The following is a 20,895-nucleotide window of genomic DNA, read 5'->3' on the forward strand; positions in this document are numbered from 1 at the left end:
ATCGTCAGGTTCCCGGCGGCCGAGCTACCTGAGGGAGAACGCGGGCCCGCAGCGCTTTCAGCCGTGCCGACACGTCCTCGTATCCCGCCAGTACCTCTCCCTCGGGTTCAAGCGTTTCGATGGCGATGTCCAGGTTGGCTGCGGCAGCGGTCTTGCCGTCATGGGTCGCAAGCTGAAGCGCTACGCTTTCTATCGGACGGGGCATGTGTTACTCCTGTAGAAGCGTTTGCGGTCCGGTGGGTTGCAGGCGGCAGGTGTTTGGTTCCGGCTGAAGGCCAGGTGCGCGCGTCGAAGGGACCACGCGGCGCGGCTTTTCGGGCAGGGCGCGCGGGAAGTTTATTGGGACGAACCGGTGCGCCGGGGTTGGAACAATGTGAGTACGGCGAGGGCGAAGGGCGCCAGCACGAATCCGATCAGGAAGAGAGGCGGCAGGTCGGCGCCGCTCAGCGGGCCTGTGGTCAGTGCATGGGTGAGACTGATGATCAGCACGCATGCCATCGCGCGTCGAGTGACCGAGGCATGAAACAGGCTGCCGACGAGCATCGCCGCCACGGCCAGGACCCACCCCGGTCCGGTGGCGGCCAGGCTGATGAGGGTGGCGACGATCGAGAGAGCGATAAGCAGCGGACCTGTCATGTGTGGGTATGTCCCGTGGAGGGTTCTGGTAGAACGCCGTCATGGTGGCGACGGGTGAGGCAAGGATGGTATCAATGCGGCGGTGTCTGGATGGGAGTGAAATTGCAACATTGTGTGCAGCAGCGCGGGGCGGCGCAGGTCGTGCGAGCTCCGCCGGGCCGGCACGGAGGCCCGCCCTACCCATAGCCGGTGGGGCCGGCGTCCCTGCCGGCCCAAACATCGTGCGTCCGGAGAGTGATGACGCGCAGGTCGCGCCGTGCGGTGCCGGTCGTGCGAGCTCCGCCGGGCCGGCACGGAGGCCCGCCCTACCCATAGCGGTAGGGCCGGCGTCCCTGCCGGCCCAAACATCGTGCGTCCGGAGAGTGATGACGCGCAGGTCGCGCGGGGCGGCGCAGGTCGTGCGAGCTCCGCCGGGCCGGCACGGAGGCCCGCCCTACCCATAGCCGGTGGGGCCGGCGTCCCTGCCGGCCCAAACATCGTGCGCCCGGAGAGTGATGACGCGCAGGTCGCGCCGTGCGGTGCCGATCGTGCGAGCTCCGCCGGGCCGGCACGGAGGCCCGCCCTACCCATAGCCGGTAGGGCCGGCGTCCCTGCCGGCCCAAACCACGTGCGCCCGGAGAGTGATGAAGCGCAGTTCGCGCGAAGCGACGCAGGTCGTGCGACCTCCGCTGCCCCAACCCTGCTCGTGCCCGCAGCTACTCCGGCCTGACCGCCGCCCACGCGGCGTCGGCGAACAGGTCGCGGTAGGACTTGATATCCGTCTTCGCCCGCCCGGACAACCACAGCCGCGCATAGTCGTGCGCCGGGCCGATGATGAGCGAGCCGTACACTTCGCGCGGCAGCTTCTTCATGCGGCCCGCGGCGATATGCGGCTGGAACCATTGCAGGATCTCGCCCGCCTGCGCGCGCGAATGTTCGAGCAGCGCGGCGCCCGCGTCGGACTTGCTGATGGCGCTGCGGCTGTAGAGCACGAAGCGCGCTTTCTCCGGATTCCCCGATATCCAGTCCACATAGGCGCGCACCGCCGCGCGGATGCCGTCTTCCGCGGTCTTCGCGCGCGCCAGCATGTCCTTCTGCAGCGCGTGATGGCCGGCGAGCGATTCCACGTACAGCGCGGCCGCAATACTCTCCTTGCTGCCGAAATGATGGTACAGGCTGCCGACGCTGGCGCCGGAACGCTCCCGGATCATCTCCACGGTCGTCGCGTCGATCCCGTGCTCGGTGAAGCAGGCGAGGGCCGCGTCGAGGATTTCCTGTTTCCTGCTCTTTTTTTCGGTTCTATCGTTGGCCATGGGAGAGACGGTTTGACTAGAATAAGATTCTAGAATAGTATTCTAACGTGCTTCCGGCGATTCGCAGCCGGAGCGCGCTCGCAACTTAACAGATGGCCAGGCGGCCTGCCAAGGAGACAGCATGAACCAGACCCTCGCGATGTACCAGGCCATGGGCAACGAGGCCTTCAGCAAGGCCGTGACCGGTGTCGCGCCGTACTTCTCCACGATCGAGCCGCGCTTCGAGGCGCTGCGTCCCGGCCATGCCGAAGTGCGTTTCGGCAACCGGCGCGAGGTGCACAACCATCTGGGCACGGTGCACGCGATCGCGCTCTGCAATGCGGCCGAACTCGCCGCCGGCACCATGACCACGGTCTCGCTGGCCGAGGGGCGGCAGTGGATACCGGTGGGGATGACCGTGCAATACCTGGCCAAGGCCAGGACCGACATGCGGGTGGTGGCCGACGGCGCGGCGGTGGACTGGTCGCACACAGGGGATGTCGAGGTGCCGGTCGAGGCTTTCGACGCCGAAGGCCGCAAGGTCTTCACGGCCCGCATCACGATGAACCTCAGGTAAGCCCCCCGGAGAACGCCATGAGCCTGATCCTGCGCATGCTGTACGTGCTGCTGCTGTCCCTGTTCCGCGAGCGCCTGCCGGCCGGCCCGGCAAGCAGCCGCCTGCGCCTGCGCACGCTGCCCAACGATCTCGACATCAACCTGCACATGAACAACGGCCGCTATCTGACGATCTGCGACCTGAACCGTGTCGACCTGTTCATCCGCACCGGGCTGGCGCGCCTGATGCTGAAGCGGAAATGGATGCCGATGATCGCCGACCATACGATGACCTATCGCCGCCCGCTGAGGCTGTGGGAGCCGTATGAAGTGTCGCTGCAGCTGACCCACTGGGACGACAAGTATTTCTACATGACCCATACCTTCATGGCGGGGGACAGGGTGGCGGCCATCGGCACCTCGAAGGGGGTGATCCGTTCACGCGAGGGTGTGGTGTCGCCGTCCGAGGTGCTGACGGCGCTCGAGCGGGAGAGCCCGCTGGCGGCGTGAACGCCGGCGCGCTTCAGCCGGCCGGCTTGTTCTTCCGCCAGCACACGGTCTGCTCGTTCACCGCACGAAGCGGCTCGGTGATGCCGTGCGCGGCCCGGTATTCGTCGACCGCCTGCCGGCATCCGAACGGCAGGCCATAGTCGTCGACGATCACCCAGCCGCCGGGCGAGAGTTTCGGATACAGCGCCTCGAGCGCGTCCCGGGTGGAGTCATACCAGTCGCCGTCGAGCCGCATCAGCGCGAGCCGCTCGATGGGCGCGGCGGGCAGGGTCTCGCCGAACCATCCCGCCAGAAAACAGACCTGTTCGTCGAGCAGGTCGTACTTGCGAAACACCGAGCGCACCTGGTCGAGCGAAATGCGCAGGTGATCGAGCGGGCCGAGCAGATGGAACCATATCGCGTCGTCGAGGTTCTTCTCCGGGTCGGGCCGCGGCAAGCCCTGGAATGAATCGGCCACCCAGACCTTGCGATCCGTGATGCCATAGGCTTTCAGTATTCCGCGCATCAGCACCGGGATGCCGCCTTTCCAGACGCCGGTTTCGATGAAATCGCCGGGGACCTGCGACAGAATCACCTGCATCACGCAAGCGTGGACATGGTCGACCAGGACCGGCGCGCACATGGTGTCGGGCGTGAGGTCGGGGTGCATGCCGTTGAGGAGCTTCTGCAGCAGCGCCGCGCTGAAGCGTCCATCGGAAGCCAGGCTGCCCAGTTGGCTTTGCAGCGACATGCCGGACGCGGCGAGGTATGGGCGGAACACGCGCTCGGCGTCGTCCAGCAGCGCCTCGCACTGCGCGAGACCGACGCCCGTGCCGGGACGGGGCTGCGCGCCGTCCCGGCCGGTAAGCCGATGCTTCAACTGATCGATATAGCTCGTCGCCGATATCATGCGCCGCTCCCCGCGTCCGCCAGGCGGTGCATGCCCGGATCTATCAGATGTGTGGGCATGGCGGCGCGGCGGTTCCCGGACCGCTCCCATCGCCGCCGCGCTGGGCGACAGGAAAGAAAATGCCGCCCGGCCGGCAAGGCGGGGCGGCATGGTCGGGACAGGCGAGGCTTGCTTACTTGCCCGCCATCCCCAGCAGCATCTCATTGAGCCGCCTGACGAAGCCGGCCGGGTCGGCGAGGTTGCCGCCTTCGGCGAGCGCGGCCTGGTCGAACAGGATGTGCGACCAGTCGGCGAACTTCGCTTCCTCGTACTTCAGCCGCTGCACCAGCGGATGGTCGGGATTGATCTCGAGGATGGGCTTGGTTTCCGGGGCATTCTGGCCGGCCGCCTTGAGCATGCGCAGCAGGTTGCCCGACAGTTCATGCTCGTCCGCCACCAGGCAGGCCGGCGAATCGGTCAGGCGGAAGGTCACGCGCACATCCTTGGCCTTGTCGGCCAGCGCGGTCTTCATCTTTTCCACCAGGTCCTTGTATTCGGACTCGGTCTGCTCATGCTGCTTCTTCTCGGCTTCGTCTTCCAGCTTGCCGAGGTCGAGGTCGCCCTTGGCCACCGATACCAGTTCCTTGCCTTCGACTTCATGCAGGAAGGACAGCATCCATTCGTCGACGCGATCGGTCAGCAGCAGCACTTCCACGCCCTTCTTGCGGAAGATCTCCAGGTGCGGGCTGTTCTTGGCCGCGGCATAGGTCTCGGCGGTGACGTAGTAGATCTTGTCCTGGCCTTCCTTCATGCGGCCGATGTAGGCGTCGAAGGAGACGCTCTGCTCGTCGCTGTCGTTGTGGGTGGAGGCAAAGCGCAGCAGCTTGGCGATGCGGTCCTTGTTGCCCTGGTCTTCGCCGATGCCTTCCTTGAGCACCTGGCCGAATTCCTTCCAGAAGGTGGTGTACTTGTCCTTCTGTTCCTGCTCCTCGCTGTTGGCGAGTTCTTCCAGCAGGCCGAGCACGCGCTTGGTCGAGCCTTCGCGGATCACGCGGACGTCGCGCGACTCCTGCAGGATCTCGCGCGAGACGTTGAGCGGCAGGTCGGCGGAGTCGATGACGCCCTTGACGAAGCGCAGGTAGACCGGCATCAGCTGCTCGGCATCGTCCATGATGAAGACGCGCTTCACATACAGCTTGATGCCGCCGCGCTTGTTGCGGTCCCAGAGGTCGAACGGCGCGCGCTGCGGAATGTAGAGCAGCTGGGTGTACTCGCTGCGGCCCTCGACGCGGTTGTGGGTGTAGGCGAGCGGTCCTTCGAAATCGTGCGAGACGTGCTTGTAGAACTCTTCGTACTGCTCAGGGGTGATGTCGGACTTGCTGCGGGTCCAGAGGGCGCTGGCCTGGTTGACCGTCTCGAACTCGTCCTTGAGCACGGTTTCCTTCTTGTCGGCGTCCCACTCTTCCTTCTGCATCAGGATGGGCAGCGAGATATGGTCGGAGTACTTGCGGACGATGGACTTGAGCTTCCAGACCGACAGCAGCTCATCCTCGCCTTCGCGCAGGTGCAGGATGATGTCTGTGCCGCGGCCCGGCTTGTCGAGCTGCTCCACGCTGAATTCGCCCTCGCCGGCGGACTCCCAGCGCACGCCCTGGTCGGCCGGCAGGCCCGCGCGGCGGCTCTCGACGGTGATGCGGTCGGCGACGATGAAGCCCGAGTAGAAGCCCACGCCGAACTGGCCGATCAGCGCCGCATCCTTCTGCTGGTCGCCGGAGAGCCGGGAGAAGAATTCCTTGGTGCCGGATTTGGCGATGGTGCCGAGATGCTGGATCGCCTCGTCCCGGCTCATGCCGATGCCGTTGTCCGAGATGGTCAGCGTGCGTGCCGCCTTGTCGAAGGTGACGCGTATCTTCAGGTCCGGGTCATTCTCGTACAGGCCGGCGTTGTTGATCGCCTCGAAGCGCAGCTTGTCCGCGGCGTCAGACGCGTTCGAGATCAGCTCGCGCAAAAAGATTTCCTTGTTGGAATACAGGGAGTGAATCATCAGGTGCAGGAGCTGTTTTACCTCCGCCTGAAAACCCATCGTCTGCTTTTCGGCTACGACCATTTTTACCTCTTGAGTTGTTGGTTTGGCAATCGGTGCGGGGAGGCGGAAAGAAATGCCGCCCCGGAAGTTCTGGAAACTCGCGCGCCTGACATGAGGGCGCTGGCAAAGATTTCAAGCCCTGGATGCAACTTTTCCGATTTCCCGCTCCAGGAAGCGCAGCAGGCCGCTGTCCTGCATGTTGGCGACGTTGACGCGCATGCGGGTGGACGGCAGCTGGCTGGGCGAGAACAGGCTGCCCGGCGCCAGCAGGTAGCCCTGTTCCATCGCTTTTTCGGTCAGGACATTGGTGTCGCAACGGGCATCGACCCAGAGGAAAATGCCGGCCGGCGCGCCGATGTCGATCTCCAGGCCGATGCGTTCCAGCTGCCGCACGGTCTTGTCGCGCACCGCGTCGAGCTTGCCGCGCAGGCGGTCGGCATGCTTGCGGTAGTGCCCCTCCGACAGGATCTTGTAGATCACCCGCTCGCCGATATCGGAGGTGGTCAGCGTGCTGAGCATCTTGCGGTCGGCAAGACGCTTGGCCATGTCGGGCGAGGTGGCGATGAAGCCGACCCGCAGGTTGGCCGCCAGCGTCTTGGAAAACCCGCCGAGATAAATCACCCGGTTGAGCTGGTCCAGCGCCGCGATGCGGGTCGCCGGCTGCACCGCGGCGCCGGGATGCAGGTCGCAGTAGATGTCGTCCTCGACGATGGTGAAGTCGTGCTGTTCCGCGATCTTCAGGATCTGGAAGGCCTTGGCCGCGGACAGCGAGGTGGAGGTCGGGTTGTGCAGCACCGAATTGATCACGTACAGCTTGGGCTTGTGCAGCGCCGCCAGCTCGGCCAGCTTGTCGATGTCGGGACCGTCGGCGAGGCGGGGAATGCCGATCACCTTGGTGCCCATGGCGGCGAAGGAGCCGAACATCAGGAACCATGCCGGATCGTCGACGAAGATCGTATCCCCGGGCAGCGTGAAGTGACGCGCGATGATGTCCAGCGCCTGGGTGACGCCGGCGGTGGTGACGAACTGCTCGGGCGTGGCGGCGATTTCGAGTTCGGCCAGCTTGAGCTGCAGCTGCTGGCGCAGCTGCGGCGAGCCCTGCGGATTCCCGTAGTTCAGCAGCAGGCTCTGATGCTGGCGGCTGACGGCGCGCAGGCCGTTGGCCACCAGTTCGCCGTCCAGCCATTCGGCCGGCAGCAGGCCCGAACCTGGCGAATTCTGCGTCGGGTACTGGCGGAACATGTTCCTCACCAGCCATACCACGTCGAGCTGCTGCGGCGCGCTGTCCACCGCGCGCGGCTTGCCGGCGGCGGTCATCGGCGCGCGTTCGCGCACGAAGAAGCCGGAGCCCCGGCGCGATTCCAGGTAACCCTTGGCCACCAGCCGGTCATAGGCTTCCACCACGGTGAAGCGCGACACCTGGTGCGACTCGGCGAACTCGCGGATCGAGGGCATGCGGGCACCGCTGCGCAGGAGCTTGTCGTCGATGCGCGATTCGATGGAGCGCACGATCTGCTCCACCAGGGACGCGCCGGACTCGCGCGACAGGACCTGGGGCGACACGATGGACAGGGCGGGGGCCGGCCGGCGGGAGTGAGCTGTACTGGTCATATTGCCGTGACAGTGAAGAAAATTATATGGAGAACTGTACTGGTACTGTACTGGTGTTTTTGGTTAGCATAGTTCAACCGATCGGACGGCGCAACAGCGCCCCGCAGGCAGACCGCAGCTATCCTGCCGGCGCCGCGCAGGCGGTTCATGCACCGTCCGTCCGCCACCAGGAGACTCACATGGAAACGCTGCTGCCGCTTGCCTTCTTCGCCTTCGTGTCATCGATCACGCCCGGCCCGAACAACATCATGCTGACCTCGTCGGGGATACTGTTCGGCTTCACGCGCTCTATCCCGCACATGCTCGGCATCACCTTCGGTTTCGGCGTGCTGCTGGCGCTGTGCGCGGCGGGCGTCGGCAGCCTGATCATCGCGGTGCCGGCGGTGCACGTGGCGCTCAAGCTGGCGGGCTCCGCCTACCTGGTGTACCTCGCCTGGCAGCTGCGCAGCATGGCCTTCGGCCAGCAGGATGACGGACGGGCGCGGCCGATGTCGTTCGCGGGCGCCGCACTGTTCCAGTTCGCCAATCCCAAGGCATGGGTGATGGCGATCACCGGCGCCTCGGCCTTCCTGCCCGTCATGCAGCCGGTGTGGATGGCGGTGGCAATCTTCTGCCTCGTGTTCTGCGTGGTGAACCTGCCCTGCATCAGCGTCTGGGCCGGCACCGGCGCGGCGCTGCGCAAGTATCTCGCGCAGCCCAGGTGGCAGCGCCTGTTCTGCATGGTGATGGTGGGGCTGACGGTGTATTCGGCCGCGGCGATCTGGCTGTAGCCGGTAAGGAGACGAACGATGAGCGCGGTGATGTCGCAGGAAAGCAGGGGCATGTGGCTGGGCCTGGTCGGGGTGGCAATCTTCAGCCTGACCCTGCCGTTTACCCGGCTCGCGGTGGCCGAACTCGATCCGGTGCTGGTCGCGCTCGGCAGGGCGGTGGTGGCCGCCGCCGGGTCGGCGGCGCTGTTGTGGTGGATGCGTGCCCCGCGCCCGACCGCCCGCCAGTGGAAAGCGCTGGCGATCACGTCGCTCGGCGTGGTGGTGGGCTTTCCGCTGTTTTCCTCGATCGCGATGCGTTACGTGCCGGCGGCGCACGGCGCCGTGGTGATCGGCGTGCTGCCGCTGGCCACCGCGCTGTTCGGCGCGCTGCGCTTCGGCGAACGTCCCTCCACCGCCTTCTGGGCGGCGGCGGTGGCGGGGAGCGGGCTGGTGGTCGGCTTCGCGCTGTGGCAGGGCGACGGCAGCTTCCACGTCGCGGATCTCGCGCTGTTCGCCGCCGTGGTTGCCGCCGCCATGGGCTATGCGGAAGGCGGCCGCCTGTCGCAGACGATGGGCGGACAGCAGGTGATTTCGTGGGCGCTGGTGCTGGCGCTGCCGGTGCTGTTGCCGGTGACCATCTGGCTGTCGCTGGTGCACGGGCTGGACGCCTCGCCGCGCGCCTGGCTGGGATTCGGTTATGTGTCGCTATTTTCGATGTTTATTGGGTTTTTCTTTTGGTATAAAGGGCTGGCCCTGGGCGGCATCGCCCGCGTCGGCCAGGTGCAGCTGGTGCAGCCCTTCCTGACGCTCATCGGCGCCGCCCTGATCCTCGGCGAAAGCCTGGAGGCGGTGCACTTCCTCTTCGCGCTGGCGGTGATCGCCGTGGTCGCGCTCGGAAGGCGCGCCGCGATCAGGCGGTAAAATCGCGCGCTCATCACATCCAAAGGAGAACATCTTGTCCGTCTATGAAAAGCTCAAAGCCCTGAACATCGACCTGCCTGCCGTCGCCTCGCCCGCGGCCGCCTACGTGATGTATGTCCAGACCGGCAATACCGTCTACCTGTCCGGCCACATCGCCAAGAAGGACGGCAAGCCCTGGGTCGGCCAGCTCGGCAAGGATATCGGCACCGAGGAAGGCAAGCTGGCCGCGCGCGCGGTGGCGATCGACCTGCTGGCCACGCTGCAGGCGGCCTGTGGCGGCGACCTCAACCGGGTCAGGCGCATCGTCAAGCTGGTGAGCCTGGTGAACTCCACGCCGGACTTCACCGAGCAGCACCTGGTGACCAACGGCGCGTCCGAACTCATCGGCGAAGTGTTCGGCGAGCAGGGCAAGCACGCGCGCGCGGCTTTCGGCGTCGCCCAGGTTCCGCTCGGCGCCTGCGTCGAAATCGACATGATCGCCGAACTCGGCTGACAACATAAGGAGGGGCGCATGCAGCGTCGTTTCAGACAGGTCGATGTCTTCACCCGGGTGCCCTTCCTGGGCAATCCGGTCGCCGTCATCCTCGACGGCGACGGATTGAGCACGGAACAGATGCAGCAGATCGCGCGCTGGACCAACCTGTCCGAGACCACCTTCGTCTGCGCCCCGGAAGATCCGCGCGCCGACTATCGCCTGCGCATCTTCTGCCCTGGCTACGAGATGCGTTTCGCCGGCCATCCCACCATCGGCAGCGCGCATGCGGTACTGTCATCCGGGTACACGCCGAAGCAGCCGGGCCGTATCGTGCAGGAATGCGGCGTCGGTCTGGTGCGGCTGTCGCTCGGCGAGGATGTCATCCGCGTGGCGCTTCCGCCCGCGAAGTTCATCCCGGTCGCGCCCGCAGTCCGCGATGCGCTGGAAGGCGCGATCGGCGCGCGCTTCGTCGAGGAGCCGGTGATCGTCGACCTCGGCATCGCCTGGCTTACCGGCCGCGTGGCGAGCGGCGAGCTGCTGCGCAGCCTCACGCCCGACATGGATGCCGTCGCCCGCGCGGGCAGGATGGCCGACGGCGCCGGCATCAACCTGTTCGGCGAAGACGGCGAAACGATCGAAGTCCGTTCCCTGATCCCGCACGCCGGCACCCCGGAAGACCCGGTCTGCGGCAGCGGCAACGGTGCGGTGGCGTATTACCTGAGAAAACAACGGGGACCCGTCGATTACCAGGCGCGGCAGGGCCGCTGCATGGCGCGCGACGGGCGGATAGAGATCACGCACGAGGGCGACACGATCTGGCTCGGCGGCGCCGCCATGAGTTGCATGGAAGGCACCCTCACGATCTGATGCCCGATCCCTGATACCTGACACCCGATATACAATCCTGCTTCCGCCGGCCGTCCACCCGATGTCCGGCATGAAAGAGGGGAGCCACAAGCAACCCCCGGCCAACGCGCTTTTTGCGCACTGACAGCGAGACGAATATGAAAATGGAAAACCCGACCCCGATCCAATGGCAATTCTCCGAGCGCGCGCAGCAGCTGCAAAGCTCGGTGATCCGCGAAATCCTGAAGGTGACCGTCCGTCCGGAAGTCATCTCTTTCGCGGGCGGATTGCCTTCCCCCGCCACCTTTCCGGTGGAACGCATGCGCGCCGCGCATGACAAGGTATTGTCGGAGCAGGGCCGGGTAGCGCTCCAGTACGGCACCACCGATGGTTATCTGCCGCTGCGCGAGTGGATCGCCAACTCCCTCTCGACCGATGGCGCACGCATCCATCCCGAACAGGTGCTGATGGTGTCCGGCTCGCAGCAGGGCCTGGATCTGCTGGCCAAGGTGCTGATCGACGAAGGCAGCAAGGTGCTGGTCGAAACCCCGAGCTATCTCGGTGCCATCCAGGCGTTCTCGGTCTATCGCCCGCAGTTTCTGTCGGTGCCGACCGACGACCACGGCCTGCTGCCGCAGGAAGTCGCGCCTCTGGCCAAGGGCGCGCGCCTGCTGTACGCGCTGCCGAACTTCCAGAACCCCACCGGCCGCACGCTCTCCGTCGAACGCCGCCTGCAGCTGGTCGAAGCCTGCGCGAGCCTGGGCCTGCCGCTGATCGAGGACGATCCCTACGGCGCCCTCAGCTATCGCGGCGAGCCCCTGCCCAAGATGCTGACCATGAACCCGGAGGGCGTCATCTACATGGGCTCCTTCTCCAAGGTGCTCACGCCCGGCATCCGCCTCGGCTATGTCGTCGCGCCGGTACCGCTGATCCGCAAGCTGGAGCAGGCCAAGCAGGCGGCCGACCTGCATACCTCGCAGTTGACGCAGATGGTGGTCTACGAGGCCATCAAGGACGGCTTCCTGAACGAGCACATTCCGACCATCCGCAAGCTGTACGCCGACCAGTGCCAGGCCATGCTCGCCGCGCTGCAGGAATACTTCCCGTCCTCGGCCACCTGGACACGTCCCGAAGGCGGCATGTTCATCTGGATCACGCTGCCGAAGCACATCGACGCGATGCAGTTGCTGGACGAAGCGATCGCGCAGAACGTCGCCTTCGTTCCGGGCGCGCCCTTCTACGCGAACGAGATCGAGCGCAACACGCTGCGACTGAGCTTCGTCACGGTGCCCCCGGAGAAGATCCGCGAAGGGGTGCAGAAGCTGGGCGCGCTGATCGCGAATAAGCTGTAGGACAGAGCAGAAGTTCAGGAGCGGCCCCGCTGCTCCTGTCTCCCGTCGCTTAGATGCGATCGGGCCTTGAGACGCGTTCGGCTTCCACCATCCCGGCAGGGCGCTCCTTGGCCACTGTTTCGGCTGACCGCGCGGCGAGCTCGTCCCTGATGGCCGTGATCTGGATATCGGTCAGTCCCTTGTTCCTGTTGAGCATGTCTCGCAGTTCGTCGTCGGATTTGTTACGCAAACCATCCCTGAAGTTGTTGTATTCAATGCCGGCACGCGTGTTGACTCCAGGACGAGCAGAGATGATGTTCTGACTCATGAGTAGCGCCTCTTTAAAAGTTGTTAAGACTACAAAATAAGGGTGCTGCCGATATGGGTGGAATGCGCTTCGGGATTGTTCCTTTGTCATGGGTCGCCGAAACCCTGCTTTGCTCAACAATCCTGAACGACAGATGAAATGAGCAGAGGTATCGGGGCGGAATTCAAACATTGAACGGCCGCACGTCGATGCAAACGAGTTAGAACGCAAGGCGCTGCGCCTGCGCTTCGCGCACCGTAACTCCATGAAGTTTCGCGCCTGCCACCTCCCTGCCACGACTGCCATCGTTGACAGTGGCAGCGGCGGCAGCTACCACGGTGCCGCCTCCACCGCTGATAATCCCCTTTCGATTCAAGTACTTGTAGCGCCCTTGGTGGTGGCACGCATGTTGCCAGACAGATGGAAACAATCCATCTCAGGAACAGCAACATGGACAATTCGCTTCCGATCGACACCGAGCGGCGCCAGCTCATCGCCGCCACCGCCATCGCCGCCGCCGTGCCCGCCGTGGCCTCGGTCGGCACTTTCGTGAGTACCTTCCAGCCCTCCGAAAGAGCCCGCGCCGCCGGCGCCGCCGTCGAACTCGACATCGGCGACCTCGCGCCGGGCCAGATGAAAACCGTCGAATGGCGGGGCAAGCCGGTGTGGGTCCTGCGGCGCACGCCTGAAATGCTGGCCTCGCTCGCGCAGACCGAACCGCAGGTCGCCGACCCGCTGTCGCAGCGGAACATGGACGAGATGACGCCGCCGTACGCGCGCAACAAGCATCGCTCGATCCATCCCGAATACCTCGTGGTGATCGGCATCTGCACCCATCTCGGCTGTTCGCCGACCAGCAAGTTCGACACCGGCCCGCAGCCTTCGCTGCCCGACGACTGGGCGGGCGGATTCTTCTGCCCCTGCCATGGCTCGACCTTCGACCTCGCGGGACGCGTGTTCGCCAACAAGCCGGCGCCCGACAACCTGCAGGTGCCGCGCCACATGTTCCTCGGCCCCACCCGCGTCGTCATCGGCCGGGACGAGGAGGGCGAGGCCTAGCGTCGCCGGCAGACAGGTTTTTCAACCACGATGAGGAGCCCACCATGCAAGCCCTGAAGCTGCTGTTCACCAGCGATGTCGGATTGTTCACCGCGGCCGTCTTTGCCGTGCTGCTGGTGATGATCGTCTACTTCGTCTGGCTGTTTGCGTTCCGCAAGGACGCGAGCACACTATCCCCACCGGCCCAGGGCGACGGCGCGCTCCGTACCCAAACCTGAGAAGAAAGAAGGCAGGCATGTCCGCACAACCGAACATCATCCCGATCAAGCCGGTGCCGCCCGATCCCGGGCACGAGACGAAGGTCATCGAGAAGCGGCTCTACGAAAAGCGCCGGAAGATCTACCCGCGGGCCTACAGCGGCTGGTTCGCAACCTGGCGCTGGATCATGGTCGGACTGACGCAACTGCTGTTCTATGGCGTGCCCTGGCTGCAGTGGAACGGCAGGCAGGCGGTGCTGTTCGACCTCGAGGCGAGGAAGTTCCATGTCTTCGGCCTCGTGTTCTGGCCGCAGGACTTCATCTACCTCGCCGTGCTGCTCGTGATCTCCGCGCTCTCGCTGTTTCTGTTCACCGCGATCGGAGGCCGCCTGTTCTGCGGTTATGCCTGCCCGCAAACCGTCTACACCAGGATCTTCCTCTGGATCGAGCACAAGGTCGAAGGCGACCGTTCCGCCCGCATGCGCCTCGACGCCGCGCCGCTCTCACTGCGCAAGCTGCGCCTGAAGGCGACCAAGCATGCGGTCTGGCTCGCGGTCGCCGGCTGGACCGGTTTCACCTTCGTCGGCTACTTCACGCCGGTGCGCAGTCTCGCGCACCAGGTCGCCGCCGTCTCGCTCGGCCCGTGGCAGACCTTCTGGATCCTGTTCTACAGCTTCTTCACCTACGGCTTCGCGGGATTCATGCGCGAACAGGTCTGCAAATACATGTGCCCCTATGCGCGCTTCCAAAGCGCGATGTTCGACCGGGACACGCTCATCATCACCTACGACAGCAAGCGCGGCGAGCCGCGCGGCGCGCGCTCGAAGAAGGCCGATCCGGCCAGCCTCGGCCTCGGCGACTGCATCGACTGCGAACTGTGCGTGCAGGTCTGCCCGGTCGGCATCGACATCCGCAACGGCCTGCAGTACGAGTGCATTGCCTGCGCCGCCTGCGTGGACAGCTGCAACCAGGTCATGGACAAGCTCGGCTACGCGCGCGGCCTGGTGCGCTACACCACGCAGAACGCGATCGACAACGGCCTCGGCAAGCGCGACATCTGGCGCCGCGTGTTGCGTACCCGTACGCTCATCTACATCGGTCTGTTCATGGCGATCGTCTTCGCCGCCGCGCTGTCGCTCACCGCGCGCGTTCCGCTAAAGGTCGATGTGATCCGCGACCGCGGCCTGCCCCGTGAACTCGACGCCGGCACCATCGAGAACGTCTACCGCCTGCAAGTGATGAACACGGCCGAGCAGCCGCGCCGCTTCCGCCTCGAGGTGACGGGCGTGCCGGGCGTGACGATAGACGACGGCACCGAGGTCGACATGCAGCCCGCCTCGACGCGCGCCTTCCCGGTGCGCGTGCATGTGCCGCACAAGGCGGCGGAAAAGGGCTCGCATTCCATCCACTTCACCGTGCGTGCCGTCGACGACGCCGGCGTCGAGGTGAGGGAAAAGGCCGTCTTCCTCATCCCCTGATCCCTTCTTCTGTTGCTCCGCCTTCACAGCCGTGTGGACGGCGGAGCAACATTTCTTTAGACTGGTCCGCATTGCAAAAACTGCAATGACCATACCAAGCCGTCCAACCACGCAGGCGGACGCCACCCGGACGGTTCGCCATTGCCGTCTGCCGGAGCAAAAAAAACGTGCAACCATTTTTTTGTCTCCAAGCCGATGACACCCAATTCACGATGCCGGCGGCTGATGGCCGTCCTGGCCGTCCTGCTGCTTCCCGCGGCACAGCCCGCATACGCTCAGCAACCGCGGAATCTGATGGACGTGATCCGTCAGAACAGCGGGGGCTGTGATCCGGGCACGCAGAATTGCACGCCCAATTCCGCCGGCGCCGGCGCCGGCGCGCCCGCCCGATGCTCTCCCGCAGACGCGGGCGCAGTGTGCAACATGAGGGCGCCGGCTTCGGAAGGAGACGCTGCCAACATCAATACCGGCGCCGGCAACCCGATCAACATCATCACCGGCAACAAGTACCAGCGCGAAGTCGACATGCCCGCCTTGCCGGGCGTGCTTGGCCTGGAACTGGTGCGTCACTACAACAGCGCATTCAGCAAGCCGACGGACGCCAACGGCATCATCGGCCGCGGCTATCTGATGCAAATTAATGATTGGGCACAGCGAGCCAAAAGACACGTTCGATGGCAGTTCGAAGATGTACGGCAGTAGTAGACGCTGGGCTATGAAGCGTCTGCTGCGCGAGCGTCCCTTCCTCTCTTGCCTAGTCGCGCTCGTCGTTGGCTGCGTGGCCTTCTACGCCATGTACTTCCGCTATTTGCCGCCCGAAGCCCCGAGCGATATAAACCAAGCAGATCACCGCGAGCTGATCCAGAAAAGAGTTGGTATAGAGTTGCCAGCGGACGCCAGGATAATCGCCGCGACAGACGGCAGACCGTGGGATGGCATGAACGGTCTTCTTATCTGGTACGTGTATATGCCTCGTCACATCCAGTTCCCGCACCATAGGGATGGGATTGGAATGTCTATCGATAAGAGCGTGATGATCCGGATAGTGGAGGGCGGCTTTTGGCCAAGGAAGATTCATTCGCCAGAGGGATATACGTATCACAGCTGGAAGAATGGGCGGGTCGACATCCGCGTGACCTCGGTTAAGGGCAAGATGGGGACATATGTCGCGATCGAGACTTACGAGAGGTGATTGCGATGTGATGCCTTTCTAAGTGTGGGCGTAGCATTCTTCGGACTTGCGTAGTTTGGGCCGGCAGGGACGCCGTCCCTACTGGTTCGGCGTGAGTAGGGCCGGCCTCCGTGCCGGCTCAGCGGAGGTGGCACGGGCTTTGTCGGGTGGCGCGACCTGCGCGACACCCATTCTTTGCATACAGGGACAATGCGATAGGAAGCCACGGCAGCCGGGAGCGGCCACGCTGTTCGCAGGCCGCCCCGGGGTTGCTTCGTTCAGGCTATATCGCCACTGTTCGGAGCCGGCGGAGGAGTTGACCCGCTGCCTCCGGACTGTCCGCCCGGCGACTTCGTCAGGGCGTCGATTTTATCGTCGCTTAAGCCGAGTCCCTTGAGCAGGCCTTTGAGCTTTTCCATGTCTTCCGGTGAGATGATGCCCCCGAGTAGCTTCTTCAGCAATTCGGCGAGCATGTCTCCGATGCCACCGCCGCCACCACCGCTACCGCTGCTGCCACTGCCGCTGCCGACGTTCGGGGTCTCGGCGTCTGGTTTTCGGCGGCTGAGGATCTCGTCAACGACGTCCTTGAGCTGATCTTTCGACAGCTTCGGGTCTTTAAGCATGTCAAACAGTTCCTGATCCGACTTGGTTTTCAGTTCGGACTTGAAATTGTTTGTCGGAGCATTGGTATTTGGAACGTTCCCGCCTGCGGGACCGCCTACAGTGCTGACACCACCCATTATTATTCCCCCTTCAAACGATGCGTTCGTCAATGGATTGCTGCTACTCCTATGGGTGGCGTGAGCCGAGCAATTGTTCCTTGATCAAGTCGCTGGCGAAAGGAAACGGGGCATCGGTCGTGCCGGTTTCAGCAAAGACGCAGTCCGCGCTGCCCCGGGCCGGAATCACCGTCACTGCGTGCATGCGCGGAAGACGCTAGCGTGGTTCAGCGGACCGGTTCAGCCTCCTCCACAAGGTCGTACGGCTGATGCCCAGGTGCCGGGCCGCCGCATCCCGATTCCCGGCGAAGCGCGCGAGCACCTGCTCGACGGTTTCCGAAGGGGGTGCCGACACAACGCCCGGGGATGATGCCAATAATGTCTCGCTCCTGAGTTCGGGCGCGACGCGCAGTACCAGCCCGGGCGTCAGGGCCTGTAATGGCTCTGACGCGAGAAACAGCGCCAGCCGCTCCATCAGGTTGCGCAGCTCACGCACGTTGCCCGGCCAGGCATAGGCTGCCATCAGCGGTGCGCAGGCCTGCAGCTCGGCGTGCAGGTTGGCGTGCGGGCGGACGCCGAGCGCCGCGAGCGCGTTCTTCAGGCCCCATTCCGCGAGGGCGACGATGTCGCCGGTCCGCTCCCGCAGCGGCGGCAGGGTCATCCTGAGCACGCCGAGGCGGTAGAACAGGTCGGCGCGAAAACGGCCGTCCCTGACCCGCTGGTCGAGGTCGCAGTGGGTGGCGCTGATGATGCGCACATTGACCGGAATCGGCCGGGTGCCGCCGACCCGCACGACCTCGCGCTCTTCGAGCACACGCAGCAGCCGTGTCTGCAGGGGCAGGGGCATTTCACCGATCTCGTCGAGGAAGAGGGTGCCGCGATTGGCGGCTTCGAACAGGCCGGCATGGCCGCCGCGCCGGCTGCCGGTAAACGCGCCTTCCTCGTAGCCGAAGAGTTCGGATTCCAGCAGCGATTCCGCGACCGCGCCGCAGTTGATGGCGACGAAGGGCTGGCGGGCGCGCTGGCTCTCGCGGTGGATGGCCTGGGCGGCCAGTTCCTTGCCGGTACCGGTCTCGCCCTGGATGAGGACGGTGGCGGGCGATTTGGCGAACAGCTGGATGGAGTGGCGTACCGCGTCCATGGCGGCGGACTCGCCGCGCAGGTCGGCCAGGCCATGTTTCGCGCGCCTGGTGTCGGCCAGCGGATTGCGCTGGCGGCCGGTTTCGAGATGGGTGAAACGCGCGATTTCCAGCGCGTCTTCGAAGGCCTGGCGGATCGACATCGCGGAATAGACGAAGACGCCCGTGAGGCCGGCTTCTTCCGCCAGGTCGGTGATGAGACCGGCGCCGACCACCACTTCTATCCCGGATGCCTTGAGTTCGGTGATCTGCGTGCGTGCGTCTTCTTCTGTCGCATAAGTCCGCTGGACGATGCTCAAGCCGAAGCTTTGCTGGAATTCCTGCAACTCCGGCGAGGTGGTCTGGTAGGTGACGATGGCGATGCGTGACGACAGCTTGCGGGCGCGGGCCAGGGCATGCAGCACGTCGAAGCCGCTCGCCTTGGCGGTCACCACCGGCACCGAGAGCCGGCTCTTCAGGTAGGCGGCGTTGGAACCGGCGGAGATGACGGCATCGCAATGCTCGGTTTCCAGTCGCTCGCGGATGTGGCGCACCGCGTCTTCAAAGCCGAGGTTGATCGGCTCGATGCTGGCCCGGTCGTCGAATTCCAGCGTGATGTCGCGGAACAGGTCGGACAGGCGGGATATCGAGACCGTCCAGAGGATGGGCTTGTCCGGCAGATCGGGGGAGGGACGGGAGGCCTGGCGCATGTTTCACTCCATGTTTCAGTGGCGTTTCAATTGTACGCCCGCTGCGAAACAAATGAAACGGCCGGCGGTGTGGATGGCGCGACCGGAAGAGCTTAAGTGCTTGAAAAGTAGAGCTTTACCAAAGCCGGGAAGCGCCGGATGCCGGATGGCACACCGATTGCAATGATGCCGCACGCAGAAAACCAAACTTATCGAAAGGGAACACATGCCTCTTCACTCGCCAGGCGCAGCCTTCCGCAAAGCGGTGCAGGAAGAATCCCCGCTGCAGGTGGTCGGAACCATCAACGCCAACCACGCCCTGCTGGCCAAGCGCGCCGGCTATCGCGCGATCTATCTGTCCGGCGGCGGCGTCGCGGCCGGTTCGCTCGGCCTGCCCGACCTCGGCATTTCCAATCTGGACGATGTGCTGACCGACGTGCGCCGCATCACCGACGTCTGCGACCTGCCGCTGCTGGTGGACGTGGACACCGGTTTCGGCTCGTCCGCCTTCAACGTTGCCCGCACGGTCAAGTCGATGATCAAGTTCGGCGCGGCGGCGATGCATATCGAGGACCAGGTCGGCGCCAAGCGCTGCGGCCATCGCCCGAACAAGGAGATCGTCAGCAAGCAGGAAATGGTGGACCGCATCAAGGCCGCCGTCGACGCGCGCACCGACGAGAATTTCGTGATCATGGCCCGCACCGATGCGCTGGCCGTCGAAGGCCTGGAGGCCGCGATCGATCGCGCGATCGCCTGCGTCGAAGCCGGCGCGGACATGATCTTCCCGGAGGCGATGACCAAGCTCGACATGTACAAGACCTTTGCCGATGCGGTGAAGGTGCCGGTGCTGGCCAACATCACCGAGTTCGGATCCACGCCGCTGTTTACCGTCGAGGAACTCCGCAGCGTCGACGTCGGCCTGGTGCTGTATCCGCTGTCGGCCTTCCGCGCGATGAACAAGGCCGCGGAGAACGTCTACGAGGCGATCCGCCGCGACGGCACGCAAAAGAATGTGGTCGACACCATGCAGACCCGCATGGAGCTGTACGACCGCATCAACTACCACGACTTCGAGCAGAAGCTCGATGCGCTCTTCGCGCAGCAGAAATCCAAATAATCCCCATCCCCACCGGAGACCCAACCATGAGCGAACAACAAGCCGGCTTCAAGCCCAAGAAATCCGTTGCCCTGTCCGGCGTCACCGCCGGCAATACCGCGCTGTGCACCGTCGGCCGCACCGGCAACGACCTGCACTACCGGGGCTATGACATTCTCGACGTGGCGGATACCTGCGAGTTCGAAGAGATCGCGCATCTGCTGGTCCATGGCAAGCTGCCCACCGTCGCCGAACTGAAGGGCTACAAGGCCAAGCTGAAGGCGCTGCGCGGCCTGCCGGCGCAGGTCAAGGCGGTGCTGGAGGCGCTGCCGGCGTCCTCGCATCCGATGGACGTGATGCGCTCGGGCGTGTCCGCGCTCGGCTGCGTGCTGCCGGAGAAGGATGACCACAACGCCCCCGGCGCGCGCGACATCGCCGACCGCCTGATGGCGTCGCTCGGCTCGATGCTGCTCTACTGGTACCACTACAGCCACAACGGCAAGCGCATCGAGGTCGAGACCGACGACGATTCCATCGGCGGCCATTTCCTGCACCTGCTGCACGGCCGCAAGCCGCAGGAGAGCTGGGTCAAGGCGATGCATACCTCGCTGATCCTGTACGCCGAGCATGAGTTCAATGCCTCGACCTTCACCGGCCGCGTAATCGCCGGCACCGGTTCCGACATGTATTCCGCCATCACCGGCGCCATCGGCGCGCTGCGCGGTCCCAAGCATGGCGGCGCCAATGAAGTGGCGTTCGAAATCCAGAAGCGCTACGACAATCCGGACGAGGCGGAAGCCGACATCCGCAAGCGCGTCGAAAACAAGGAAGTCGTGATCGGCTTCGGCCACCCGGTGTACACCGTCTCCGACCCGCGCAACAAGGTCATCAAGGAAGTCGCGCGCACGCTGTCGGTGGAAGCCGGCTCGACCAAGATGTACGACATCGCCGAGCGCCTCGAGTCGGTGATGTGGGAAATCAAGAAGATGTTCCCCAACCTCGACTGGTTCTCGGCCGTGTCCTATCACATGATGGGCGTGCCCACCGCGATGTTCACGCCGCTGTTCGTGATCGCCCGCACCTCGGGCTGGTCGGCGCACATCATCGAGCAGCGCATCGACAACAAGATCATTCGCCCGAGCGCGAACTACGTCGGTCCGGAAGACCTGAAGTTCGTGCCCATCCAGGAGCGCAAGTAATTC

The 20,895-nt window shown here is 64.7% G+C and carries 23 protein-coding genes; 14 read left to right on the plus strand and 9 right to left on the minus strand.

Annotation, left to right across the window (positions count from 1 at the left end; translation table 11 throughout):
• Positions 1 to 4: 4 nt before the first annotated feature.
• The 3 genes from NCCP691_RS10610 to NCCP691_RS10620 all read right to left on the minus strand — a co-directional run bounded on the left by NCCP691_RS10610 (position 5) and on the right by NCCP691_RS10620 (position 1,928).
• The gene (locus tag NCCP691_RS10610; RefSeq protein WP_220808244.1) at positions 5 to 205 is read right to left on the minus strand and encodes a hypothetical protein; all 201 of its coding nucleotides are present in this window, start codon (positions 203 to 205) and stop codon (positions 5 to 7) included.
• A 131-nt stretch (positions 206 to 336) separates the two neighbouring features.
• Entirely contained in the window at positions 337 to 636 is a 300-nt protein-coding gene (locus NCCP691_RS10615; protein WP_220808245.1) for a hypothetical protein, read from the minus strand.
• Between the two features lie 695 nt (positions 637 to 1,331).
• Complete coding sequence (locus NCCP691_RS10620; RefSeq protein ID WP_220808246.1) at positions 1,332 to 1,928, minus strand: TetR/AcrR family transcriptional regulator; 597 nt, start codon at positions 1,926 to 1,928, stop codon at positions 1,332 to 1,334.
• 121 nt (positions 1,929 to 2,049) lie between these two features.
• Between NCCP691_RS10620 and NCCP691_RS10625 the strand changes: the two genes are divergently transcribed.
• Positions 2,050 to 2,484, plus strand: coding sequence for a hotdog fold domain-containing protein (locus NCCP691_RS10625; RefSeq protein WP_220808247.1), 435 nt, complete (start codon positions 2,050 to 2,052; stop codon positions 2,482 to 2,484).
• Between the two features lie 17 nt (positions 2,485 to 2,501).
• On the plus strand, positions 2,502 to 2,972 hold the full coding sequence (locus NCCP691_RS10630; protein WP_220808248.1) for a thioesterase family protein: 471 nt from the start codon (positions 2,502 to 2,504) through the stop codon (positions 2,970 to 2,972).
• A 13-nt stretch (positions 2,973 to 2,985) separates the two neighbouring features.
• Here the strand turns inward: NCCP691_RS10630 and NCCP691_RS10635 are convergent, their stop codons facing one another.
• The 3 genes from NCCP691_RS10635 to NCCP691_RS10645 form a co-directional block, all read right to left on the minus strand.
• Positions 2,986 to 3,861 carry a TylF/MycF/NovP-related O-methyltransferase gene (locus NCCP691_RS10635; protein ID WP_220808249.1) on the minus strand — a complete coding sequence of 292 codons (876 nt, stop codon included), beginning with the start codon at positions 3,859 to 3,861 and terminating at the stop codon, positions 2,986 to 2,988.
• A 172-nt stretch (positions 3,862 to 4,033) separates the two neighbouring features.
• Positions 4,034 to 5,947, minus strand: a complete 1,914-nt coding sequence (htpG, locus tag NCCP691_RS10640) for a molecular chaperone HtpG (protein ID WP_220808250.1) — start codon at positions 5,945 to 5,947, stop codon at positions 4,034 to 4,036.
• Between the two features lie 111 nt (positions 5,948 to 6,058).
• On the minus strand, positions 6,059 to 7,537 hold the full coding sequence (locus NCCP691_RS10645) for an aminotransferase-like domain-containing protein (protein WP_220808251.1): 1,479 nt from the start codon (positions 7,535 to 7,537) through the stop codon (positions 6,059 to 6,061).
• Between the two features lie 179 nt (positions 7,538 to 7,716).
• Here NCCP691_RS10645 and NCCP691_RS10650 point away from each other — a divergent pair, with 179 nt between their 5' ends.
• The 5 genes from NCCP691_RS10650 (at position 7,717) to NCCP691_RS10670 (ending at position 11,880) form a co-directional block, all read left to right on the plus strand.
• Positions 7,717 to 8,307, plus strand: coding sequence for a LysE family translocator (locus NCCP691_RS10650; protein ID WP_220808252.1), 591 nt, complete (start codon positions 7,717 to 7,719; stop codon positions 8,305 to 8,307).
• An 18-nt stretch (positions 8,308 to 8,325) separates the two neighbouring features.
• Positions 8,326 to 9,207: a DMT family transporter gene (locus NCCP691_RS10655; RefSeq protein ID WP_238482397.1), complete on the plus strand. Its 882-nt coding sequence runs from the start codon at positions 8,326 to 8,328 to the stop codon at positions 9,205 to 9,207.
• 34 nt (positions 9,208 to 9,241) lie between these two features.
• Positions 9,242 to 9,700, plus strand: coding sequence for a RidA family protein (locus NCCP691_RS10660; protein ID WP_220808253.1), 459 nt, complete (start codon positions 9,242 to 9,244; stop codon positions 9,698 to 9,700).
• 18 nt (positions 9,701 to 9,718) lie between these two features.
• On the plus strand, positions 9,719 to 10,549 hold the full coding sequence (locus NCCP691_RS10665) for a PhzF family phenazine biosynthesis protein (protein ID WP_220808254.1): 831 nt from the start codon (positions 9,719 to 9,721) through the stop codon (positions 10,547 to 10,549).
• Positions 10,550 to 10,686: 137 nt separating this feature from the next.
• On the plus strand, positions 10,687 to 11,880 hold the full coding sequence (locus tag NCCP691_RS10670) for an aminotransferase-like domain-containing protein (RefSeq protein ID WP_220808255.1): 1,194 nt from the start codon (positions 10,687 to 10,689) through the stop codon (positions 11,878 to 11,880).
• A gap of 49 nt (positions 11,881 to 11,929) precedes the next feature.
• Here the strand turns inward: NCCP691_RS10670 and NCCP691_RS10675 are convergent, their stop codons facing one another.
• Positions 11,930 to 12,187 (minus strand): hypothetical protein, encoded by a 258-nt coding sequence (locus NCCP691_RS10675; RefSeq protein WP_220808256.1) that lies wholly within the window; start codon positions 12,185 to 12,187, stop codon positions 11,930 to 11,932.
• 429 nt (positions 12,188 to 12,616) lie between these two features.
• On the opposite strand from NCCP691_RS10675, the gene petA reads away from it, so the two are divergent.
• From petA to NCCP691_RS10700, 5 genes are all read left to right on the plus strand, one after another.
• A complete protein-coding gene (petA, locus tag NCCP691_RS10680) occupies positions 12,617 to 13,225 on the plus strand; it encodes a ubiquinol-cytochrome c reductase iron-sulfur subunit (RefSeq protein ID WP_220808257.1) in 609 nt (202 codons plus the stop codon).
• Between the two features lie 44 nt (positions 13,226 to 13,269).
• Positions 13,270 to 13,443: a DUF3149 domain-containing protein gene (locus NCCP691_RS10685; protein ID WP_220808258.1), complete on the plus strand. Its 174-nt coding sequence runs from the start codon at positions 13,270 to 13,272 to the stop codon at positions 13,441 to 13,443.
• A 17-nt stretch (positions 13,444 to 13,460) separates the two neighbouring features.
• Positions 13,461 to 14,900 (plus strand): cytochrome c oxidase accessory protein CcoG, encoded by a 1,440-nt coding sequence (ccoG, locus tag NCCP691_RS10690; RefSeq protein ID WP_220808259.1) that lies wholly within the window; start codon positions 13,461 to 13,463, stop codon positions 14,898 to 14,900.
• A 294-nt stretch (positions 14,901 to 15,194) separates the two neighbouring features.
• Entirely contained in the window at positions 15,195 to 15,602 is a 408-nt protein-coding gene (locus tag NCCP691_RS10695; protein ID WP_238482398.1) for a DUF6531 domain-containing protein, read from the plus strand.
• Positions 15,603 to 15,615: 13 nt separating this feature from the next.
• Positions 15,616 to 16,092: a hypothetical protein gene (locus tag NCCP691_RS10700; protein ID WP_220808260.1), complete on the plus strand. Its 477-nt coding sequence runs from the start codon at positions 15,616 to 15,618 to the stop codon at positions 16,090 to 16,092.
• Positions 16,093 to 16,349: 257 nt separating this feature from the next.
• On the opposite strand, the gene NCCP691_RS10705 is transcribed toward NCCP691_RS10700, so the two are convergent.
• A complete protein-coding gene (locus NCCP691_RS10705; RefSeq protein WP_220808261.1) occupies positions 16,350 to 16,811 on the minus strand; it encodes a hypothetical protein in 462 nt (153 codons plus the stop codon).
• A 196-nt stretch (positions 16,812 to 17,007) separates the two neighbouring features.
• Complete coding sequence (prpR, locus tag NCCP691_RS10710; RefSeq protein WP_220808262.1) at positions 17,008 to 18,618, minus strand: propionate catabolism operon regulatory protein PrpR; 1,611 nt, start codon at positions 18,616 to 18,618, stop codon at positions 17,008 to 17,010.
• A gap of 205 nt (positions 18,619 to 18,823) precedes the next feature.
• On the opposite strand from prpR, the gene prpB reads away from it, so the two are divergent.
• Together prpB and prpC are read left to right on the plus strand one after the other, a co-directional pair.
• Positions 18,824 to 19,714, plus strand: coding sequence for a methylisocitrate lyase (gene prpB / locus NCCP691_RS10715; protein ID WP_220808263.1), 891 nt, complete (start codon positions 18,824 to 18,826; stop codon positions 19,712 to 19,714).
• Positions 19,715 to 19,740: 26 nt separating this feature from the next.
• On the plus strand, positions 19,741 to 20,892 hold the full coding sequence (gene prpC / locus NCCP691_RS10720; protein WP_220808264.1) for a bifunctional 2-methylcitrate synthase/citrate synthase: 1,152 nt from the start codon (positions 19,741 to 19,743) through the stop codon (positions 20,890 to 20,892).
• The last annotated feature ends 3 nt before the right edge of the window (positions 20,893 to 20,895 follow it).

It is taken from the genome of Noviherbaspirillum aridicola (assembly GCF_019656455.1).
Taxonomy (GTDB): domain Bacteria; phylum Pseudomonadota; class Gammaproteobacteria; order Burkholderiales; family Burkholderiaceae_D; genus Noviherbaspirillum; species Noviherbaspirillum aridicola.

What these genes read in the sequence shown, in the direction of transcription:
- NCCP691_RS10610 (WP_220808244.1), bottom strand. Translation starts at nt 205, where the DNA reads ATGCCCCGTCCGATAGAAAGCGTAGCGCTTCAGCTTGCGACCCATGAC.
- NCCP691_RS10615 (WP_220808245.1), bottom strand. Translation starts at nt 636, where the DNA reads ATGACAGGTCCGCTGCTTATCGCTCTCTCGATCGTCGCCACCCTCATC.
- NCCP691_RS10620 (WP_220808246.1), bottom strand. Translation starts at nt 1,928, where the DNA reads ATGGCCAACGATAGAACCGAAAAAAAGAGCAGGAAACAGGAAATCCTC.
- NCCP691_RS10625 (WP_220808247.1), top strand. Translation starts at nt 2,050, where the DNA reads ATGAACCAGACCCTCGCGATGTACCAGGCCATGGGCAACGAGGCCTTC.
- NCCP691_RS10630 (WP_220808248.1), top strand. Translation starts at nt 2,502, where the DNA reads ATGAGCCTGATCCTGCGCATGCTGTACGTGCTGCTGCTGTCCCTGTTC.
- NCCP691_RS10635 (WP_220808249.1), bottom strand. Translation starts at nt 3,861, where the DNA reads ATGATATCGGCGACGAGCTATATCGATCAGTTGAAGCATCGGCTTACC.
- htpG (WP_220808250.1), bottom strand. Translation starts at nt 5,947, where the DNA reads ATGGTCGTAGCCGAAAAGCAGACGATGGGTTTTCAGGCGGAGGTAAAA.
- NCCP691_RS10645 (WP_220808251.1), bottom strand. Translation starts at nt 7,537, where the DNA reads ATGACCAGTACAGCTCACTCCCGCCGGCCGGCCCCCGCCCTGTCCATC.
- NCCP691_RS10650 (WP_220808252.1), top strand. Translation starts at nt 7,717, where the DNA reads ATGGAAACGCTGCTGCCGCTTGCCTTCTTCGCCTTCGTGTCATCGATC.
- NCCP691_RS10655 (WP_238482397.1), top strand. Translation starts at nt 8,326, where the DNA reads ATGAGCGCGGTGATGTCGCAGGAAAGCAGGGGCATGTGGCTGGGCCTG.
- NCCP691_RS10665 (WP_220808254.1), top strand. Translation starts at nt 9,719, where the DNA reads ATGCAGCGTCGTTTCAGACAGGTCGATGTCTTCACCCGGGTGCCCTTC.
- NCCP691_RS10670 (WP_220808255.1), top strand. Translation starts at nt 10,687, where the DNA reads ATGAAAATGGAAAACCCGACCCCGATCCAATGGCAATTCTCCGAGCGC.
- NCCP691_RS10675 (WP_220808256.1), bottom strand. Translation starts at nt 12,187, where the DNA reads ATGAGTCAGAACATCATCTCTGCTCGTCCTGGAGTCAACACGCGTGCC.
- petA (WP_220808257.1), top strand. Translation starts at nt 12,617, where the DNA reads ATGGACAATTCGCTTCCGATCGACACCGAGCGGCGCCAGCTCATCGCC.
- NCCP691_RS10685 (WP_220808258.1), top strand. Translation starts at nt 13,270, where the DNA reads ATGCAAGCCCTGAAGCTGCTGTTCACCAGCGATGTCGGATTGTTCACC.
- ccoG (WP_220808259.1), top strand. Translation starts at nt 13,461, where the DNA reads ATGTCCGCACAACCGAACATCATCCCGATCAAGCCGGTGCCGCCCGAT.
- NCCP691_RS10695 (WP_238482398.1), top strand. Translation starts at nt 15,195, where the DNA reads ATGGACGTGATCCGTCAGAACAGCGGGGGCTGTGATCCGGGCACGCAG.
- NCCP691_RS10700 (WP_220808260.1), top strand. Translation starts at nt 15,616, where the DNA reads ATGAAGCGTCTGCTGCGCGAGCGTCCCTTCCTCTCTTGCCTAGTCGCG.
- NCCP691_RS10705 (WP_220808261.1), bottom strand. Translation starts at nt 16,811, where the DNA reads ATGGGTGGTGTCAGCACTGTAGGCGGTCCCGCAGGCGGGAACGTTCCA.
- prpR (WP_220808262.1), bottom strand. Translation starts at nt 18,618, where the DNA reads ATGCGCCAGGCCTCCCGTCCCTCCCCCGATCTGCCGGACAAGCCCATC.
- prpB (WP_220808263.1), top strand. Translation starts at nt 18,824, where the DNA reads ATGCCTCTTCACTCGCCAGGCGCAGCCTTCCGCAAAGCGGTGCAGGAA.
- prpC (WP_220808264.1), top strand. Translation starts at nt 19,741, where the DNA reads ATGAGCGAACAACAAGCCGGCTTCAAGCCCAAGAAATCCGTTGCCCTG.